We start from the raw sequence: 20,647 nt of genomic DNA, 5'->3' as shown, positions 1-20,647 counted from the left end.
AGACGCTGTATTTTTTATTTTATACATGTACAATTTTCACGTTAACTTCATATCTTTTTCATTATAAAAACCGTCTTCTTTTTCCATTTCCTTTTGTAATTTCGTAAAGGAACGGTACATTGCAATTCTCCATGAAACGATCATTGCAAACGCAAGTAAGAAGAACATGCCACTAAGTTGTCCTAAATCAAGAGATTGACTTAAGTATGTTTTAAATACAATCCGCACGACAAGTAATCCAATTAGTATAAAAACAAATGCTTTTGAACGCTTCAAATAAATCTCTTGTCCTCTAATTTCAAATTTAGATGTTTTAATAAGAAAAATAGAGAAAAACAAACCGACGCCAATTGCTTCTAACATTTCTGCTGGAGTTAATCGAAATTCAGGAAAAACAAACATCAACGCTCCCGTGCTCATAAAAAATGGGGGAAGTATAATTTTTTTCAATGTTGCAGGTTTCTTAGCTGCTTTTAAACGAATAAACATCGCACCGACAGCCATACAAACAGCAACGATACTTGATAACAGAACTATGTTCATATTTTCTCATCCTTTTTTGTGGCTATATGCAAAATATAATTTTATTATATGCTTTTCCGTTAGTATTTCCAACATTTTCACAGAATAATACTAAAAACCGGTAAAACCACCAAATAAACTTGAGAAATATACGATAATTTTCGTCATCCAGTTAAAATATAGGAAGATACCCATGACAATCATAACGTATCCTCCAATCTTCATGAATTTCATACTATTTCTTTTAATCCAAGACATTTTCGTAATAAAGAATGAAAGTACGAAAAACGGGATAGCAAATCCAAGTATGTAAGCAATCATATAAATCATTGCCGATTCTGGATTTGTTGCAGCTAATCCAATGACAGACACTAATATAGGCCCAGTACAAGGTGTCCATCCAGCAGCAAAGGCCAACCCAATTAGAACGGATCCAAAATAGCCACTCGGACGATTTTTAAACGTAAATTTACGGTCTTGCATTAAAAACTTCGGCTTAAATACACCGACAATAATAAGACCGAACACGATGATAAATATACCGCCTAACTGTCTAATTAAATCTTTATAATTTGTAAAGATGCCTCCAATAAAACTTGTACCAAATCCAATTGCAATAAAAATAATTGAAAAACCAAGTAAGAAAAACGCCGTATGTATCATACTTCTTTTGCGAAGCATTGCATTTTCTTCTTTCAATTCAGAAACCGACATACCTGTTATGTATGATAAAAATGCCGGATAAAGCGGTAAGCAACATGGGGATATAAATGATAAGAACCCAGCTCCAAACGCTAAAAAAATACTAATATCTTGCATTATTCCACTCCTCTCCTCTTCAATATTGTAGCAAAAACAATTGAAAATACTATGGACATTTCATGAATTCACTTTTCCAACATGACAATAAGAAAAACTACCCTTTCACACATTTTCTAATAAAACGTTTTCATTCCCTTCTATTATATAGAAAAATCTCAATTGAATTATGAAACTCTTTCTAATTGTTACTAACATAACAAAGGTTCCACAGTTTCTCAAATGATTAGCACATTACAATTGACTTCACACCTATTGGCCTTAAAATTTTTTTCAAATGCTGTCTTTATACAACATAAAGCTGATTTTACAATACTTTAATTATTATTAATTTCAAGATTATGCATAAATATCATACTTTTATTATTATTCTATAAAATTTTGCACTTTTCTTTCATTTGACCCTTCATTTTTAATTTTGTATACTTCCCTCTAGTTATATATGTCCGTTACGGAACAATTTCATATAGATGGGAGGAATTTTTCATGCTTCGTTATTCTCTTTTAGTTTTATTAGGAGCGTGTAGTTATGGGGTTTTAGCTATTTTTGTTAAACTTGCATATGCAGAAGGGTTTTCACTTGGAGAGGTAATTGGTAGCCAGTATTTGTTCGGTTGGATTATTTTACTTGCTATTACACTTCTATTTTCTAGACATCGTGTTCCACTAAAACAAATGTTAATTTTATTCGTCGCAGGAACGTCTGCAAGTTTTACTGGAATTTTTTATTACGCTTCTTTAAAAACTGTACCAGCTTCTATTGCAATTATACTTTTATTCCAGTTCGTTTGGGTTGGGATTATCATTGAAGCAGTCGCAACAAAAACATTACCTTCAAGAGAAAAAGTTATTTCAGTAATCTTCTTACTTGCAGGTACATTTTTATCAAGTGGGTTATTAGAAACATCAGCTGGTGATTTCGATACGACTGGAATCATTTTAGGCTTATTATCTGCTGTTACATTTGCAACATACATTTTCGTAAGCGGGAAAGTTGCCGTTGAAGTACCTTCTTTACCACGTGGTGTCCTTTTAATGGCTGGCGCTTTAACTTTAGTCATGATCGTATTCCCGCCAACATTTATTTTTAACGGGGCGATCTCTCAAGGCCTTTGGAAATACGGCTTAGGATTAGGAATCTTTAGTATCGTTATTCCATCTATTGCCTTTACAATTGGCATTCCAAAAATCGGTTCTGGATTAGCAACTATTCTTGGTGCAGCAGAACTGCCAGTTACAACAATTATGTCTGTATTCGTTTTAAAAGAAGCTGTACTATCTTCACAATGGATCGGTGTATCACTTATTTTAATCGGTATCGCAATTCCGCAAATTGCATACGCAATGCGTGGACGTTATAAAAAACAGCATACTCATAAAAAAGTTGCCGCATAAAACGAGAGAGGATTTTCATTTGAGAATCCTCTCTTTTATTATTGTATAATTAATACAAATACTTCATTTAAGAAAGAGGGCATAATAAGTGGCATCTATTCCTGATCAATTAACAGAAAAACTTATTTCCATTCGTCGGCATTTACATGAAAATCCAGAACTATCATACGAAGAATTTGAAACGACAAAAGCGATAAAAAATTGGTTAGACAAGGCCAATATCACTATTATTGATTCCAATTTAGAAACAGGAGTTATCGCTGAAATTTCTGGTAATAAAAAAGGACCGGTTGTAGCGCTTCGTGCTGATATCGATGCCCTTCCTATCCAAGAAGAAACAGACCTTCCATACACTTCAAAAATACAAGGTAAAATGCATGCTTGTGGGCATGATTTTCATACAGCTGCTATTATTGGTGCAGCCTATTTATTAAAGGAAAAAGAATCTTCTCTTAACGGAACTGTCCGCCTTATATTCCAGCCAGCTGAAGAAAGTAGTAATGGCGCTTGCAAAGTTATTGAAGCTGGGCATTTACGTGGCGTGCAAGCTATTTTCGGTATGCATAATAAACCTGATTTACCAGTAGGTACAATCGGCATTAAAGATGGGCCACTAATGGCCGGAGTTGATCGATTTGAAATTGAAATCCATGGTGTTGGTACACATGCAGCTGTGCCTGATGCCGGCGTCGATCCTATCGTTGCATCATCTCAAATCGTTATGGCACTTCAAACGATTGTAAGCCGAAATATTAGTTCTTCTCATAACGCTGTCGTAAGTGTAACAAACATTCATTCAGGGAATACGTGGAACGTTATTCCCGAAAAAGCAATATTAGAAGGAACTGTCCGTACATTCCAAGCTGAAACACGTGAAAAGATTCCGGCATTAATGAAACGTATCATTAAAGGCGTTTCTGATGCACTAGGTGTAAAAACAGAATTCCGATTTTATCCAGGTCCTCCTGCTGTTCAAAACGATAAAGTACTCACTGATTTTTCTATTCATATTGCAGAGAAAATGAATCTAAACGTTATCTCTCCTACACCATCAATGGCAGGAGAAGACTTTTCTTTTTACCAACAAGAAATACCAGGTTCATTCGTCTTTATGGGAACAAGTGGTAAAAACGAATGGCATCATCCAGCTTTTACAGTAGATGAAAAAGCATTGCCTATTAGCGCAGAGTATTTCGCCCTATTAGCCGAAGAAGCTATTCATCAATTATTACAAACAAAAAGCCGTTAAGTTACCCTTAACGGCTTTTGCTTATGCTGTTAAATCTCGTTTTATAAATACAGTATAGGAAACCCCTAAAAATACAGCTAAGTATAGAAGAAGCATACAAGAAGCAAATGGGAATGTTACTCCATCAATAAAGCTTCCACCCTTTAAAAGCCCATATAAATCTGTATTCGCTGGTAATAAATATTTCGCCCATTCATATCTTGCTGCCGGAATTAGCGCTATTCCCCCTGATAATGCAAGAAATAAAGAAATCCCGATTGCACCTCCGCTCGATCTCGTTAAAACGGAAATCATAAAGGCAAATGCAGCATACACAAGAGTTGGTAACCAAGATAAAATATAATATTTACTTGCTTCTACGAAAATATTTTGTTTTATTATATTTCCATTTTGAACGACAAATTCAGCCCAAGCTGGTTGTTGGAATTTATAAATAATCAACCCGCATAATACGGAAAAAATCATATTAAATATAAATAATAATGCCGCAAATATAACGATTGCCAAAAACTTAGATGTTAAAATTTTAAATCGGCTCGCTGGACGAATTGTTAAAAATTTATATGTTCCCCAGCTATATTCATTCGCAAAAATCGTACTCGCATATACGAGAATAAACGGAAGTAAAATTGGAAATACGATAAAACCTGTATCTCTCATAAATGAAAGCGGAGAACTACTTGCTGGCGCTGTATTCGTATCTAAATGCTTCATTTTAAGCTGGTATTCCTTTACAAGCTCGTCTCCTGACTTTTCTGTTAAAATATCCGCTTTTTTCATGCCGAGCTTTTTCTCAATTTCTACAGTGCGTTCTGTATAATCCGCTTTCCACCCTTTTGTTTCTGGCTCTAAATATTTTACCGTAACCCATCCTAATCCAATAATTAATACCGCAATAACTGCAAAAGGAATAATCGTTCGCTTTCGCTTAAATATTTTATACAGCTCGTTATAAACTAAATTAAACAATATCTTTTCCTCCTGTTAATTCTAAAAACTGCTCTTCTAGCGTTTTTCTTTCTTCATATACACGATAAACTTGAATGTTTTTCTCCATCAATGTACGAAGAATATTTGGAACTTCTTCATCTTTCACGTTTATAATTAATTCGTTTTCTTTTACTAAAACATCGTATTCTAAAACCTCTGCCGCTTTATTCGCATCATCTACACGTATATGTATTTCTTCTGTTTCTTCCTTTTTATCACTTTGAATATTTTGTGTTGCGACATATTCTCCATGCTGAATAATAATAACCCTGTCACACATTAATTCAACTTCTGAGAGTAAGTGACTAGAAACAAGGACAGCTTTTCCTTGTTCATGCGCAATTTTCTTTATGTACATCCGCATTTCATGTATACCACTAGGATCTAATCCGTTCGTCGGTTCGTCTAGTATTAATACATCTGGATTATGTATAAGTGCCTGAGCAATTCCTAAACGCTGTCTCATACCGAGTGAATATGCTTTTACTTTACGGTCAATTACTTGTCCCATTCCTAACAATTGCACTACTTCATCGATACGCTCTTCAGTCACATTCCCATTCATTCGTCCGAAATATGTTAAATTTTCATAGCCGCTTAAGAAAGGATAAAATTCTGGTGTCTCAATTACAGCACCAATTTTCGCAGCAGTTTTTTCAAATTGCTGTTTTACAGATTGACCATCAATCCATACTTCCCCTTCTGTCATACGGATCATTCCGACCATCATTCGCATTAATGTCGTTTTTCCAGCACCATTTGGTCCTAATAAGCCAACTACTTCACCTTTTTTCACTTCAAAACTAATATTTTCTACTAACGTCTTTGAACCAATTCGCTTTGTTAATCGATCAACTTTTACGATCGCTTGCTCATTTATCATTCCATACAACCTTTCTTCTTAACTCTTTTTTTCAGTTCTTCCCACTGTATCATGATTAATAACATGTGTAAAATGAAGAAAAAGCCATGATTTCTCATGCCTTTCTCCTCGTTTCATATGACTTTTCACCCTTTAACCTTTGTGTAAACCTACAACATTGCCACATTGATATTATAATGACGGTTATCATAACAACTGCTGTTATCACTACCGCATACATCGTAATCGGTGCATTGGTTATCCCTTGGATTCCTACTGCTTTCATAAAAATAATAATAAATAATTTCAAAAATAACATACCATGAATTAATCCGAAAACAAAAGCTCCTCCGTAAGTTAATAATTGCTCCTGACATAATAAACATAACATTTCTTTTCTTGTCATCTTCACTACTTCATACGATTTAAACTCCTCTCTTCTTACCTGTAAAAGAGAGGTTGTCATTTTATATGTAACGAAAATACACACAAAAACTATAAATAGAAACATAGCATAAAACCACTTTACAAACATAGGTGTATATTCCGCTTTACTTATTACAGCTTCATTAAATCGGAATGATATCATAAAAAAACAAATCATTGTATTCATAGCAATCCACATAAATTGTTTTAACCTTTTGGTAGCAAATATTTGTATATTTTTTCTCGCTAACCGAAATAAAGACATAATTTCCCCCTACCTTACTTCATAACATACGCATTCTATATTACTAGTGTATAAGAATATGACATTTTAAACATCGCACTTCAATCGGAATCTTTACTAAGCCTTTAGTCCTAGAAACCAAACATATTTACCTCTTTAGCATTGAACAAAAAAACAAAAAACGGAAATGCACTTTAGTTACATTTCCGTTTTTTGTTTAACGAGGTGAATCTTTATATAACTTAATTATCATGACTACCTTGTAACTTCATCAACTATTCAGCCTTCGCATCTTCCACTTCAATCCTTTTTTTCTCTCTTGCAATTTTCAAAAACTCTAACAACTCTGGATTGTTATTCATTTTTTTATAAGCCACTGACATTTCTGCAACAAAATTAGAATCACATAACTCTTTATATACAACTTCTGTTTTATACAATTTATTTGCGGATACAGGTATTACCGTAATCCCAATACCTGCCGCTACAAGCCCCATAACAGTTTGATACTCCGTTGCTTCTTGTACAATGTGCGGACTAAAACCTACATCACGGCAAAGCGATAAAATTGTATCATATAACGCTGGCCATACTGGTCTCGTAATAAATACGAACGGTTCATCCCTTAAATCTTCGATATGTATTTCGTCCTTTTCAGCAAGAGGATGTGCCTTCGGTAAACATAACGTACATGAAAGTTTTTGAATTGGTTCTAACTCAAGTAATTGCGTTGGTATTGGCGGACGTAAAAATCCAATATCAATTCGATTATCATGAAGTGCATGCACCTGATCCGGTGTGGACAATTCATGTAATGCTACAGAAACTCTCGGAAATTTCTTTCTATACTCTCTGACGATTGACGGTAAAATATCATATATCGCCGCACCTACAAAACCAATTGAAAGTGATCCAACTTCTCCCCTTTGAGCACTTTGTGCAACTTCTACTGCTTTTTCAATTTGTTCAAACGCTTTTTTTACTTCTTTTAAAAACATTTCTCCTGCTTCTGTTAATTCAACCTTTCTCTTCGTTCTTGAAAATAACATAACTCCCATTTCTTTTTCTAATTGCTGAATTTGTTGACTAAGCGGTGGTTGTGTCATTTGTAAACGAGCAGCTGCTCGTCCAAAGTGTAATTCCTCTGCCACTACAACAAAATATTGCAAATGCCTTAATTCCATTTTGGACACCCTTTTCACTTTCGATTAATACATCTAATATATTAATAACATATAATTTATATATTAGACAAATATTTCGAATGAACGTATAGTAGAAATTGTTAATTCTTTTTTACAATTTTTATGTAAAAAACAAAGAGGTGGTTACTGTATGAAATGGTGGAAGTTAAGCGGACAAATTTTATTATTATTTTGTTTCGCTTGGACAGGTGAATGGATTGCAAAACAGGCACACCTCCCAGTTCCAGGAAGTATAATCGGTATTTTTTTATTGTTAATCTCATTAAAATTTAATATAGTGAAAAAAGAATGGATACAAGACGGTGCAGACTTTTTATTAAAAGAACTTATTTTATTTTTCATCCCTTCTGCAGTCGCTGTCATTCGTTACAAAGATACATTATCACAGTATGGAATCGATCTCATTTTAATTATCGTGATTAGTACACTTTGTGTCACTCTCGTAACAGGACTTTTAACAGAATTGCTATTAAAGCGGAAAGGATCAACACAATGATCGGCTTTCTTTGTTTACTATTAACACTATTCACATATTGGGTATCTAAAAAAATGTATCAACGCTGGAATTGGAGTTTGCTTTCTCCCCTTCTTGTATGCCCAATCATTTTAATCGCTTTATTACTTGGATTAGATACACCATACGGAACCTACGAATCTGGTAGTCATTGGCTAACAGAATTATTAAAACCTGCAACAGTTGCTTTCGCATGGCCAATCTATAAACATTTTGATCTATTAAAAAAACACGGCACTGCTATTTTAATTAATGTCATTGTCGGTTCTTTTCTATCTGTTATTACTTCCGCACTACTAGCTAATTTTTTTCAAATTGACTCTACAATAGAACAAAGTTTAGCACCGCACATTGTAACAACACCTATTGCAATGGCTATTTCAGAAATGATTGGCGGCATGTCACAATTAACAGCAGTTTTCGTTGTATTAACTGCCTTAACTGGAGCGTTATTCGGCCCTACACTCATACGCATATGCCGTATTAAAACAGCGCTCGCAAAAGGTATAATGCTAGGTACTAGCGCGAATGGGACCGGAACATCAAAAGCATTTGAAATCGGTCCTGTAGAAGGTACAATTGCAAGTTTATCAATGCTTTTAACAGCTGGAGCTAGTTTAGTTATCGTTCCACTTTTCTTATCTTGGATACAATAAAAAAGCAAGTATTTACACACTTGCTTTTTTATTTATATATCGGTATATTAGCTCGTAATCCTCCGGAAAAGCTAACGATAATTTCCCAACTTCATGTATCCCTTTCCAATCAATCTCATGTATTAACTCATCCGGATCTTGGATTTTCATATTACCGCCTATTTTTTTAACAAAGTAATAATGAACATACACCGGAATCCCGTATGTAATACCTTCTTTTTCGTATATTTTATTTACAACCTCCACATTGTAGCCTGTTTCCTCCCAAACTTCCCTGATACAACATTCTTCTAGTGTTTCTCCCTTTTCAAGTCCTCCACTTGGGACAGACCACCTTTTTTCTTCCCCTTCTTTTCCTTGCAATACCATTAAAATTTCATTTCTTTCATTCATACAAATAGCTGCCGTACCTATCCATCTCTCCATATACATCCCTCCCCTACTAAAATTCACCTTCTTTTTTATTTCCCCTTTGAAAAAAAAGAGGAAATAAGTAAAAAGATGCCGAAAGTTTACATCAACTTCATGAGCAGTCCCTTCTTAGAAATTCAAACCGGAAGGGTGAAATTATGATTTCTAAATATGTTGTGGAATGTGTTTTTTGTGAAGAAAACCGAAAACCTCGGCAAGCCATTGTCACAGTGCCTGCTACTTCTCAGCTACTAGCCATTCAAAAAGTACGAGCTGAATGTAAACGTCGCTTCGGAAAAACTTTATTACTGCAAACAGAAATTAAAGAAGACTTACTCATTGAACAAAAAGAAAGCTGACCATAAATTGGCCAGCTTTCTTATCCGATCATATTTTCACATGAAGATTAGGGGCATCCTCTTTAAGGATCGGGATTTACCCATTATGTGCGTTCCATAATGGTCATCGAACAATATATTTCTATACAATAAACTATTGAATAGAATAGGGCAAAACTTGTTCGCATTTTTAGAAAAGGGATAGGGATATAATTCAAGTAATACTTCGAATACTCGAACTTTATACTCATTATATTAAAGCAAATCCTTTTATATGAGAAATATGAATTACTTATATAATTCATTCGTAAAATATATTAATAGTTTTCTTTACTCTACTAACAACATACATCCAGCTAATATTGGTGTCATAATCATCGAAAACCTTAGAAGCATGCGAGGTGCATAATTTGTAAACTTAGCTCCTATATATGCTCCTAACATTGTCCCCATTAAAACTTGTACTAATAATACATAATCTAAATACCCTTCCGAACTATATCCAAACCCACCTCCAATTGCGACTGGTAATATAGCGAGCATTGTCGTCCCTACAGATTGACGGATTGTTAAACCTAATAGAACCATTAATCCGAGTTGGATAAAAGGTGCTGAGCCAATACCAAATGCACCTGCTAAAATTCCAGTCACCAATCCGAGGAATATACATTTAATCAAGTTATCTTTCGAAAGTTCTTTATGCCCTTTTAAAGACGACTGTGATCTTTTTTGAAACATAATCAACCGAATAAACATAAAAATTGCAGATAAAAATAACATTCCCGCTGTAAACCAATGTAGAAGATTCGCTGGTATTAGCGAACCAAACTTCGAACCAATAAAGGAACCAATCGCTCCAAATCCCCCAACAATTCCGCCTATTACAAATACAACATTCCCTTCTCTATAATGACTTACTACCCCAGATAATGTCGTAAATGCCATGGCAGTTAGAGATGTTGCAAGAGCAACGTGAATAGGGATATGGAATACTAAAGTGAGTATCGCGATGATAAATCCAGCTCCTCCTGCTCCGACAAACCCTAATAAAACTCCCATTAATAGCATTGTTATAATAATTGCCACATATTCCCCCTCCAATATTCCAATTATCTATCACATGCGCACCTCTATACAAACAAAAAGCATCCTAAATGGATGCTCTTTCTACTTTTCTATATTAATAATATGTACTTACTCTTGATTAATCAAAATAACAGCTGGACCAGAAACAACTACTCCGGCCACTTCTATCTTTTCAAATTCCATCACTGTAATAGATATAACCCCTTCTCTTTCCATCAATTCCTTACTCAGGACATCAGTCGGTATTGATTTCACCGCCCTACCTCCTTTTCATTTTATACGAAATTACAAAAAATTACCCAATGCATCTAAATATATGCATCACCTCCACTTTCATTCCTTATTCCAGCCAAAATTCACATCCCCTTTCTATAACATATTGAAAAATAAAAAGCACTCGCCAAAGCGAATGCCTTTCCATTATTTACTCTCTATTACTTTTAACATTCTATTAATAAATGCTGCCGATTCCCCACGTGTTGCAGAACCTTTTGGCATAAACTCATTATTCTCATTCCCTTTTACGATACCTAACCCATAAACACGTTGAACCGCCTGTTTATCATACGCTAAATTTTGATCCGTAAATGGTAATGGAACTAAGTTACCTTTAATATTTTTGTATTGCAATGCACGATCAATCATAATGACAGCTTCATCACGTTTAATCGTATCATTCGGAGCAAATATATCATTTCCTCGTCCACTTATAATCCCAGCACTAGCTGCACGATTAATACCATCTACTAGCGATGGATGAGCTGTGCTTAAATCTTTGAAATTCGATTTCCCCTCTGGTAATTGCAATGATCTTGAAACTAAATTCGCAAATTCACCACGTGTTACAAGACGTTCTGGCCAGTAAGAACCCTTTCCATCTCCAACCATAATACCTCTTTTATCTAATTCACGAATATCTGCTTCATACCAACCGCCAGTTATATCATCTTTATGATTCGCATCATAATAAGCTTTCGTTCCCTGTAAAAATGGCTCCCACGCATTATTCCTTATCATAATGGCCGGACAATTCTTTCCGCTCCAAAATTGATGTTTTTTCACATTTTCTAAAGGAATATTTAATTCCCCCATTAAATAGGCTGCTAGTTTGCGAGCATTTTCCACAGCTTTATTATAATCACCATCTTGATTGACAGCAATTTCAATTGCAATTGATTCTCTGTTACCGGTTCCTTCTGATCCATCTCCAGCATGCCAACCATTTTCATTTAATGGTAGATGTTGATAAATTTCTTTATCATCTACTGTAAAATGCCAAGATGCTGAACGGTCAGTCGTTCCTGTTGCTTGACTGTATAAATATTGTGCATGGTTTCTAGCATTTGCTCCAACACTATAATTATCTGTCTCATGAATTGTAATGTATTTTGGTTTCATCGCATAACCTGGACGAATATTTTCATTACCTGTTGGTACAATCATTTCCTTTAATGGTACACCGTAAATATCCGCTGTTTTCTCTTCTATTGGTGCAGTATACATAACCGCTGCACGTTTCGTACGAGTTGGAGTTGTGCTTTGAATAAGAGATGCTTTTGTACCCTCAAATTTTGCTGAAGGTGAATAAATCCATTTCACCTCATTATCTATTTGGACTTGGAACCACTCTCCAACTTGTCCAATTGCAATAATTGTTTGCGGTTGTAACACTTTCTCGTCTTTATATGAATTAAATGGTGCGGAATATGTAGCTGTCTCTTCATTAATTACTAACTTTTCGTTTGCCAAGTGATAAACTTCCTTAACCTCTACATTTCCTTCACTACTTTGTATCCACCCAGCTCCAGATTCTGTTTGTATATAGTAAGCGTTTCCTTTTTGTTTTTCGGCTTTCACTACTTGATTAGAAAGCTGAACACCTGTCGCTTTTTGTAACTCAGCAGAATCAAATAAAGATGCTGAACCTATTATATGTACAAAAAAATCTCCTTGTACTTCATTTGTTATTCCTTTGCTCTCTCCACGTCCATCTTCATCTTTCATATGGCTTTCAATACTTTTTAATGCTTGCTCGTCTGTTGAAATTGTTACGGTCTTTTCTACTGTGTCTGCATAGGAAAAACTCGGAATCGTTACCATACTAAATACAATTGATGCAGCTAAAACATTATAAAATTCTTTTTTCATACTAATTATTTAACACGTTTATATCTTAATTCGTGTTAACTTCCCTCCCTAATCTAAAATATTTAAGGCTATCTAGCAGACTTCTAAACTAAATAACCCTTTACAATATAACAAACTCTATCTCATTCGTATAGATAGGAATGACTACTATTTGCCTAATTTTTCTATATTGGAATATAGAAAAGAAGCTATAAAAGATATAGCTTCTCCTCTCACTATTTCAATCTCGTTGTACCTTATACTCTATAACTCTACCATCTTTATCAAATTGCAAAACAAGACATTCACTATCTATAGGAATGAAACCACGTTCATTCCCAAGATAGTATAGTGTAGTAATTCCCGTTTCCAAACTGCTTGTTTTCGTAGGGGCCCCTAACAATTTTGTAATTTCCTCGTTTGATTTCCCTATCAATTTATGCTCCTGTAATAGGTCATCTACCATATGTACTCGTTTTTCTTCATAATTTAACCACCGATCCTGATTAAAATTTGAAGTGTATTTATTTATACTTAATTGTACGGTGCATACTAGCAATGGAATGAGACCTACCATCATTATAGTGAACAGTTGTTTCTTACCTTTATCACGTCTTGCCGAAACATGTAAAATAGACTTTTGAATAATAACTAATAAAATAAAAGGCCTTACTACCACCAAAATACTCATTACACTCAATGACACATGAACCATATCAATAACGAAAATAAACGCAATGTACATTAATATATGCAAACAAATATAAATGTACAACATTCCCCACAATATAGAGCTTTTACCTTTCTCCACCCAAATAACACCTACTTTATCCCGCTATTTGCGGGCAGTTAGACTCCCACCTCAAAATTCGGCTGTAAAGGGTAGAAGTCGGGTTGCCCATAAACCCCCACTAATTAAAGTTTTACTTTATTTTTCACTTCGCAACATAATTCATCTTGCCAATCATATCTCTAATCTTTTGTAGTTCTCGTGCTGTATATATTACTTTACTTGTTAAAACTTCATTTCTGAAAAACGTTACAATTTGCTCTCTATCTTTAAATCTCGGCAATTCTTCATTAGAAAGATCAATAACTTCTTTTCCACTCTCATTTTCAAAATATACAATTGGTTTTACTTTTTCCTTTACAATATCTACTTGCATTTCTTCCAAACAATTATATAAAGTTTGAGATAGCATTTTCGCTTTATACGCTGGATTCCCTTCATTTCTTACTTGCAAAGTTAATGAAGTTCCATCCGTAATAAATTCAAATGTCTCTTCTTTTTCAATTTCATGTTGATACTTACCAATTTCCTCAATCATAAATGAATATATACCCGCATTTTCTCTCGTTAAGCCATGGATTAATTTCCCGGTCCATTCTTTCGTCTCAAGTAGATAAATACCAGTTTTACATAAGATAAGGTGATGAATTCGATTATCATTTATGTCACGTTTATCTCTATATTTATTGCGTATCATAAAAACGTTCGGTATAATATGAAACTCTTCTTCTAGTATTATTCCTTGCTCAACGAAACCTCGCTTCATATAATGTAATGTTTCATGCGCATTCATTTCAGCACCATTTTTGGTATATTCTCGTAAATCCGCAATTAAATTTTGAAACATATGTATTTCACTACTATGCTTATCTTGCATTTCACTACGTTCTTTACTATGTTGAACAGCCAATTGATTTTTCATCATACGCATATTTTCAAGTTCTCTAGCTGTATTCACTTGTAAATCATTATATTTTTTCTGTTCCATATTCTTTAAAGTATCCTGTTGTTCTTTATGCCCTGTAATCGTAGCTGCAATCTCATTTTCATACGTTTCAATCGCTTGTTTCTTTTCAAACTCTACTTGCTGACTCTCTGATTCTAACTGTTTATTTTTATAAAACAGTACAAACACTACAGCTAATAATATTAAAACCCCACCTATTAGCACATACTCCATATTATTACTCCTTTATTTCATTTCCGATTATTTTTAAACATATATCAATTACATCATACTATGTTATCAATATATACTTTGTAAAAATTATATATTTTTCATAAAAGGCACCTCAGTCGAGATACCTTTTAGATTCACTTTATTGTACACCATACTGAATATAACTTGAATTATAGTATACCCATTGATTTGTCCCTAAGCAAAGCCATCCATCTTGCTTACTCCATACTCGATATGATTCACCATGATGTAACTGTCTTATAACATTCCCGTTTAATGATGGAGCATCTCGCAGATTCACATTATCGCCAGTAATAGTTGCTACATAATGTTTATACTGAATATAACTTGAATCATTATATACCCACTGATTTGTCCCTAAGCAGAGCCATCCATTTTGTTCTCCCCAAACTTCATATGATTCGCCACGATTCAATTGGCGAATTACACTAGACTGTAAAGATGGTCCACTTCGTAAATTCACATTATCTCCATTAATTACAGCAACTCCGTATACTGGAGTCGCATTATTAGGCGTGGAAACATTCCCTCCACTACTTGCTCCATTTCCTTGTAAAGCTTCTAATGAAACAGCTACTGATACGTCACAATTTCCTACACCTGAAATTTGCCCAGAATCTGTGTACTGCCAAGCTGTCCACTCTGTCCATCCACCAGCATCAGCAGGCGGTATACTAGAATATTTGGAAATCCAAAGTGGAATGTCACTTAACCCGCTAATTCCAAATTCATTAATATACCAAATTCCTGTATATAACATTACATCTTTCCCAGTAGCTTGTTTCACATAATTTACGAAACTTCTTGCCCAATTCGATATAGTCGCACCCGTTAAACTACTATTGCTAGTATCCGTTGGCGATTCTAAATCTAAAACAGGAATTAAGTCCGTCTGATTACTCTGTAATATACTCACAAAATATTTCGCTTCTGAAATTGCATCATTTTGTTCTGGATGAGCAAAATGATATGCACCAATTAATACATTCGCATTTCTCGCAGCTTGTACATTTTGAACGAAAGTGGGGTCAATATAGTTCACACCTTCCGTCGCTTTTGCGTACGCCGCTGGAATGCCAGATGACTTCACAGCATTCCAATTAATGTTTCCTTCCCAATGAGACACATCAATAAACGTAATATTTGAACTGGATCTATTTTGCATATAAAAGCTCCTATCAAATTTTGTTATTCTATATACAATATGTACAACTCTAGTTAAAGGACACGACAAACCTCTCACATATTTCGAAAATTTTATTACATTTTAATATCTGAGAGAATAGAAAAAAGACCTTGTAATTCTACAAGGCCTGTTGCAAACTCCCTTTATTTTGTAGCAAGTACATATTGTAGTAAAGTCCTTGTTTACTAAGTAACTCTTGATGCGTTCCACTTTCTACAATTTCCCCTTCATGCATAACAAATATTTGATCCGCATCTTGGATTGTAGACAATCTGTGCGCAATCGCTATCGTTGTTCTACCTTTTCGCATTTGCTGCAATGCCGTTTGGATAGCCTCCTCTGTTTCTGTATCAATATTTGCCGTCGCTTCATCTAACACTAATACTTTCGGATTGGTTGCTATCGTTCTAGCGAAAGCAATTAATTGCCTTTGACCACTAGAAAATGCAGCTCCTCTTTCGACAACTTCTGTATCATACTGCTCTGGTAATTTTTCAATAAACGTATTCGCTTGCACAAACTTTGCCGCTTCCTCTATCTCTTCATCCGTAATCTCTTCATTATACATACGAATATTTTGCTTTACATTTCCAGCAAATAAAAATGCATCTTGCAGCACAAGACCAATTTTCTTTCGAATTTCTTGTTCTTCGAACTTCTCTAAATCTACTCCATCTATTACTATATTTCCTGATTTAATATTGTAAAATCTCATTAATAAATTCATAATCGTACTCTTTCCGCTACCAGTATGCCCTACGAAAGCAACCGTTTGCCCTGACTTTACGTGAAAAGATACATTTTTTAAAACGTCACGCTTTCCATCATATGAAAAAGTAACATCTTTAAACTGAATTTCCCCGTTAGCTACTCGTGGCTGTTCACTCCCCATTTGAACAGGAGCTAAATCTTTATCATCCATTAAATGAAATACACGCGATGATGAAACAAGCGCTTGCTGAAAGAAAGATAGTTTCATCATCATCTCATTTACCGGCTGGAAGAAACGATGAATATAGTTAACGAAAGCATATAAAACCCCTACTTCAACAGGACTCTTTAAAGCATCGATTCCGAATAAACCAAGTACTAACGCAATTGCCACAATATGAACAAGATCTGTTGCTGGACGTAAAAGTAATGCATCTAATTTCAAAGTACGACGTCCAGCACTAAAATGTTTATTGTTCACTTCTTCAAATTCTTTTCTCATCCGCTTTTCTTGCCGGAACACCTGAACAATATTCATACCTTGAATGGACTCATTTAACTTTGCATTTAATATACTCAGCTGATTACGTACCTCTAAATAAAAAGCTGCACTTTTCCGTTGATACAACACCATAATTGCAAACATTACCGGAATTAATATGAGCGAAAATAGCGCTAATTTTACATCTAATAAAAACATCGCTACTAAAATCCCTACTAAAAAGACTACATTTTTCACGAATGTTGATAGTACACTAACATAAAAATCCTTAATCGCTTCTGTATCATTCGTTATGCGAGATACGAGCGTACCAATCGGCGTACGATCAAAGAAGCTTAATGACAATTTTTGAACATGTTCATACACTTCAACTCGCATATCTTGGACAATCTTAAAAGCGATATTTTGAAAGTACAATAAGTCTAAATAAGTAAATAATACTATTAATAAATGAGCAATAATATACACTACAAATAGGGTTACAAGTGCTGATTGTTCAAAGTTACCTGGCACTAAGTGTTCATCAAGAAATTGCTTAATTAAAAAAGGACCCATCATTTCAGTTACAGTTGCACCAACTAGAAATAAAAATGCTAACGCCAATAACCCTTTATAGGGCCTCATATAAGAAAGCAACCTTCTTAAATCACTCCGTTTTTTCTCAGCCATCATACGCCTCCTTTCTCTACTAATGCCTCTAACTGCTGGCTTTCGTACATTTCTTTATACCAACCATTTTCTTTCATTAATTGCTCATGTGTCCCCCGCTGCATAACCCTACCTTCATCAATAACAAGAATAAGATTTGCATGCTGAATAGCACTTAAACGATGGGCAGTAATAATCGTCGTTTTCTCTGCCCTTTCTCGTTTCAATGCAGTTAAAATAGTTTCTTCTGTTTTTGCATCTACGGCTGATAAACAATCATCTAATATTAAAATTTCAGCATTTGTTAATAATGCACGCGCAATAGAGATTCTCTGTTTTTGACCTCCTGATAGTGAAACGCCCCTTTCACCTACTACAGTGTCATACCCTTCTGGAAATTGAAATATATCATTATGAATACAAGCAATATCAGCAGCTCGGCTAATTTCTTTATATGTAGCATCGGCCTTTCCAAAAGCAATGTTCTCCCCAATACTCGCTGAAAATAAAAAGTGATCTTGCGGTACATATGAAATTGCAGAACGCACACCTTGAAGTGTTAAATCTCGAATATCCCGCTCCCCAACTTTTAATTCACCATTAAAATGATCATACTCTCGAATTAAACATTTTAATAACGTCGTCTTCCCTGCACCGGTACGCCCTACAACTCCTAACGTTTCACCTTTTCTTAAGTTAAAGTAAATATCTTTTAAGTTTAATAGTTCATTCTTTTTATAAGAAAACGAATCAACAGCAAACGAAACATCACCACTTGCTATAGCATGTATAGCATTTTCCTTATTCACTACATCTGAAGTTTGTGAAAATATTTTCTCCACACGATCATACGAAGCACGTCCACGCTCCATAATATTAAATAGCCATCCAAAAGCTAACATTGGCCATACAAGTGTCCCTAAGTACGTTGTAAATGTTACTAATTCCCCTACAGTTAATTCACCTCGTACGACTAATAATGATCCGTAACAAATTGCGATCAAAAATGAAAATCCGACAATTAGGGAAATCGTTGGATCGAATAACGAGTCAATACGTGCAACTAGCATATTTTTATGTACGACATCTTCAGATTTTTTCCGAAACGCTTGTAAATCCTCTTTCTCTTGTCCAAGTGAGCGAATTACCTTCATCCCACTCATACTTTCTTGTACTTTATCATTGATTTCAGAAAACGATTGCTGTGCCTTATGAAATCTTCTATGCAATAAAGTTCCATAATAATTTGTAGAAATAGCTACAATTGGCATCGGAATTAAACTTAATAACGTTAACTTCCAACTAATTGTAAATCCCATCGCTACGAGTACACATCCTCCAACAGCTAATGAATCAACGAGTGTTAAAACACCTGCCCCCGCAGTTTGCTGAATCGCCTGAATATCATTTGTCGCATGTGCCATCAAATCGCCTGTGCGACGTGATTGATAAAAGGATGGGCTCATCTTAGTAAAATGTTCATATAGATTCTTTCGCAGTTGACGAGCTAGTTTTAAAGAAGATCCAAAAATCATAATACGCCATAAATAACGTAATATATACATCATAATTCCTACAACTACTAATAGAATAACCCAGTTCAACAATTTTTCAGACGTTAATGTTCCACTATTAATTTCATCTACTACAATCCCTAGTACTCTTGGCGCTACAAGTTCAAGAAGCGCGACACCAAATAACATAATAATTCCGATTATGTACGCTCGTTTTTCTTGCTTAAAAAACCAAGCTAAATTAAAAAACACTTTCATATTTATCCTCCTCCCTTAAAATGAGCGATGTTTTCAGTGTAACAAAAATACAGAATATTTAAAAGTTTTAAATATGTTTTATAACCAAAAGAAAAAGGCACTCGGTAAGAGTGCCCTTTTGCGCTTATTTTGTTTGTTGCTTGTTCATCGCGCTCATCATTTGATTGATTTTCTTTTGGGAAGGTTTTTGTCCCATTTGCATCATCATCATTTTTAACATTTGTTCGTTAATTGGTGGATTTTTTTGTAAGTAATTCATCATGTATTTGCGGGCAATGAAAAATCCTAACGCCACGCCTGCTACTAGTGCTACTACGCCCACTAGAATACCTAACCACATTGGCATATCTTTTCCTCCTTCATGTTGTCTACCTTACAGTGTACTAAAACCTTTTCAATAAGACAAGATACTATTCGACATTTTTTACACATATGTTCGTACTTGTTTGAGAGGATTTAACCAACCGTACTTTTTATTTTCATAATCCATCGCTAAAAATGTTAACTCACACTTTCTAAGCACCTCAAAGAAAGTTGTTTCCATGGATACATTTCCAGAAGTATTTATTCGAATATATTGTGGTTTCACCATTATTTCTCCGTATTCGGCTCCTGTATAAAGCGTATGAGTATGATTTGTTCTTTCATATTTACCAAGAACACGCAAAGCTTGTTCTAATTTATGATGAATTTTCATTACTTGTAACGGCATCGTAATATACGTCATTTGTTTATATAATACTTTCTTCTCCGAAAGGAACCCAGATTCTGAAAATCGAGCAAATAAATCAAAAAACAAATATTCACGACCAAAGTAAGCTTTCGCAATATCCTCTTGAATTAAATACAATTCATACGTTTTCATTTTTCCCCTCCCGATCTGGACAACCTTTTCCCTACATTATATAAGAGAAGATTTGCAATGATTGTCTGACTACGGAGAGAGAAAAAACTTTTCCTGTCGAAAAAACTCAATTACATAGAAAAATCTCC

General features: G+C 34.6%; 22 protein-coding genes. 5 read left to right on the top strand and 17 right to left on the bottom strand.

What is annotated here, in order from left to right; all coding sequences use genetic code 11:
* Positions 1 to 36 precede the first annotated feature (36 nt).
* Both JFU54_RS13895 and ccdA read right to left on the bottom strand, forming a co-directional pair.
* Positions 37 to 543, bottom strand: coding sequence for a CcdC family protein (locus JFU54_RS13895; RefSeq protein WP_002014224.1), 507 nt, complete (start codon positions 541 to 543; stop codon positions 37 to 39).
* A 90-nt stretch (positions 544 to 633) separates the two neighbouring features.
* A complete protein-coding gene (gene ccdA, locus JFU54_RS13890; protein ID WP_001152684.1) occupies positions 634 to 1,341 on the bottom strand; it encodes a cytochrome c-type biogenesis protein CcdA in 708 nt (235 codons plus the stop codon).
* Positions 1,342 to 1,827: 486 nt separating this feature from the next.
* Here ccdA and JFU54_RS13885 point away from each other — a divergent pair, with 486 nt between their 5' ends.
* Complete coding sequence (locus JFU54_RS13885; protein WP_002137757.1) at positions 1,828 to 2,736, top strand: EamA family transporter; 909 nt, start codon at positions 1,828 to 1,830, stop codon at positions 2,734 to 2,736.
* 88 nt (positions 2,737 to 2,824) lie between these two features.
* A complete protein-coding gene (locus JFU54_RS13880) occupies positions 2,825 to 3,985 on the top strand; it encodes a M20 peptidase aminoacylase family protein (RefSeq protein ID WP_201064785.1) in 1,161 nt (386 codons plus the stop codon).
* Between the two features lie 21 nt (positions 3,986 to 4,006).
* On the opposite strand, the gene JFU54_RS13875 is transcribed toward JFU54_RS13880, so the two are convergent.
* The 4 genes from JFU54_RS13875 to alsR form a co-directional block, all read right to left on the bottom strand.
* Complete coding sequence (locus JFU54_RS13875; RefSeq protein ID WP_201064784.1) at positions 4,007 to 4,954, bottom strand: ABC transporter permease; 948 nt, start codon at positions 4,952 to 4,954, stop codon at positions 4,007 to 4,009.
* Positions 4,947 to 5,858 (bottom strand): ABC transporter ATP-binding protein, encoded by a 912-nt coding sequence (locus tag JFU54_RS13870; RefSeq protein WP_002014392.1) that lies wholly within the window; start codon positions 5,856 to 5,858, stop codon positions 4,947 to 4,949. The genes JFU54_RS13875 and JFU54_RS13870 overlap by 8 nt, the downstream gene beginning before the upstream one ends.
* Positions 5,859 to 5,952: 94 nt before the next feature.
* Entirely contained in the window at positions 5,953 to 6,528 is a 576-nt protein-coding gene (locus JFU54_RS13865) for an FtsX-like permease family protein (protein WP_002142748.1), read from the bottom strand.
* A gap of 254 nt (positions 6,529 to 6,782) precedes the next feature.
* A complete protein-coding gene (gene alsR, locus JFU54_RS13860; RefSeq protein WP_002033496.1) occupies positions 6,783 to 7,691 on the bottom strand; it encodes an acetoin biosynthesis transcriptional regulator AlsR in 909 nt (302 codons plus the stop codon).
* 151 nt (positions 7,692 to 7,842) lie between these two features.
* Between alsR and JFU54_RS13855 the strand changes: the two genes are divergently transcribed.
* Together JFU54_RS13855 and JFU54_RS13850 are read left to right on the top strand one after the other, a co-directional pair.
* A complete protein-coding gene (locus tag JFU54_RS13855) occupies positions 7,843 to 8,208 on the top strand; it encodes a CidA/LrgA family holin-like protein (protein WP_000872360.1) in 366 nt (121 codons plus the stop codon).
* On the top strand, positions 8,205 to 8,882 hold the full coding sequence (locus JFU54_RS13850) for an LrgB family protein (RefSeq protein WP_201064783.1): 678 nt from the start codon (positions 8,205 to 8,207) through the stop codon (positions 8,880 to 8,882). The genes JFU54_RS13855 and JFU54_RS13850 overlap by 4 nt, the downstream gene beginning before the upstream one ends.
* A 12-nt stretch (positions 8,883 to 8,894) precedes the next feature.
* On the opposite strand, the gene JFU54_RS13845 is transcribed toward JFU54_RS13850, so the two are convergent.
* Positions 8,895 to 9,308: an NUDIX hydrolase gene (locus JFU54_RS13845; RefSeq protein ID WP_002142750.1), complete on the bottom strand. Its 414-nt coding sequence runs from the start codon at positions 9,306 to 9,308 to the stop codon at positions 8,895 to 8,897.
* Between the two features lie 143 nt (positions 9,309 to 9,451).
* Between JFU54_RS13845 and JFU54_RS13840 the strand changes: the two genes are divergently transcribed.
* Positions 9,452 to 9,652 carry a DUF3903 domain-containing protein gene (locus tag JFU54_RS13840; protein ID WP_002137765.1) on the top strand — a complete coding sequence of 67 codons (201 nt, stop codon included), beginning with the start codon at positions 9,452 to 9,454 and terminating at the stop codon, positions 9,650 to 9,652.
* 309 nt (positions 9,653 to 9,961) lie between these two features.
* Here JFU54_RS13840 and JFU54_RS13835 read toward each other — a convergent pair whose 3' ends face one another.
* The 10 genes from JFU54_RS13835 to sirA all read right to left on the bottom strand — a co-directional run bounded on the left by JFU54_RS13835 (position 9,962) and on the right by sirA (position 20,519).
* Positions 9,962 to 10,717: a sulfite exporter TauE/SafE family protein gene (locus JFU54_RS13835; protein ID WP_201064781.1), complete on the bottom strand. Its 756-nt coding sequence runs from the start codon at positions 10,715 to 10,717 to the stop codon at positions 9,962 to 9,964.
* A 108-nt stretch (positions 10,718 to 10,825) separates the two neighbouring features.
* Positions 10,826 to 10,972 (bottom strand): BC1881 family protein, encoded by a 147-nt coding sequence (locus tag JFU54_RS13830; RefSeq protein ID WP_002033491.1) that lies wholly within the window; start codon positions 10,970 to 10,972, stop codon positions 10,826 to 10,828.
* 165 nt (positions 10,973 to 11,137) lie between these two features.
* Positions 11,138 to 12,865, bottom strand: coding sequence for an S-layer homology domain-containing protein (locus tag JFU54_RS13825; protein WP_002142754.1), 1,728 nt, complete (start codon positions 12,863 to 12,865; stop codon positions 11,138 to 11,140).
* 220 nt (positions 12,866 to 13,085) lie between these two features.
* Positions 13,086 to 13,655: a hypothetical protein gene (locus JFU54_RS13820; RefSeq protein WP_201064779.1), complete on the bottom strand. Its 570-nt coding sequence runs from the start codon at positions 13,653 to 13,655 to the stop codon at positions 13,086 to 13,088.
* Positions 13,656 to 13,779: 124 nt separating this feature from the next.
* Entirely contained in the window at positions 13,780 to 14,814 is a 1,035-nt protein-coding gene (locus JFU54_RS13815; RefSeq protein WP_113769569.1) for a nuclease-related domain-containing protein, read from the bottom strand.
* 139 nt (positions 14,815 to 14,953) lie between these two features.
* Positions 14,954 to 16,000 carry a GH25 family lysozyme gene (locus tag JFU54_RS13810; protein WP_201064778.1) on the bottom strand — a complete coding sequence of 349 codons (1,047 nt, stop codon included), beginning with the start codon at positions 15,998 to 16,000 and terminating at the stop codon, positions 14,954 to 14,956.
* 139 nt (positions 16,001 to 16,139) lie between these two features.
* Positions 16,140 to 17,903: an ABC transporter ATP-binding protein gene (locus JFU54_RS13805; RefSeq protein WP_201064777.1), complete on the bottom strand. Its 1,764-nt coding sequence runs from the start codon at positions 17,901 to 17,903 to the stop codon at positions 16,140 to 16,142.
* On the bottom strand, positions 17,903 to 19,654 hold the full coding sequence (locus JFU54_RS13800) for an ABC transporter transmembrane domain-containing protein (protein ID WP_201064776.1): 1,752 nt from the start codon (positions 19,652 to 19,654) through the stop codon (positions 17,903 to 17,905). Before JFU54_RS13800 ends, JFU54_RS13805 begins: the two co-directional genes overlap by 1 nt.
* 124 nt (positions 19,655 to 19,778) lie before the next feature.
* Complete coding sequence (locus tag JFU54_RS13795) at positions 19,779 to 20,000, bottom strand: YneF family protein (RefSeq protein WP_001132292.1); 222 nt, start codon at positions 19,998 to 20,000, stop codon at positions 19,779 to 19,781.
* Between the two features lie 78 nt (positions 20,001 to 20,078).
* Complete coding sequence (gene sirA, locus JFU54_RS13790; RefSeq protein WP_002014415.1) at positions 20,079 to 20,519, bottom strand: sporulation inhibitor of replication protein SirA; 441 nt, start codon at positions 20,517 to 20,519, stop codon at positions 20,079 to 20,081.
* Positions 20,520 to 20,647 lie beyond the last annotated feature (128 nt).

The sequence above is a fragment of the Bacillus sp. TH19 genome (genome assembly GCF_016651075.1).
Lineage (GTDB): Bacteria > Bacillota > Bacilli > Bacillales > Bacillaceae_G > Bacillus_A > Bacillus_A mycoides.
This window is presented reverse-complemented; position numbering and strand designations above follow the sequence as displayed.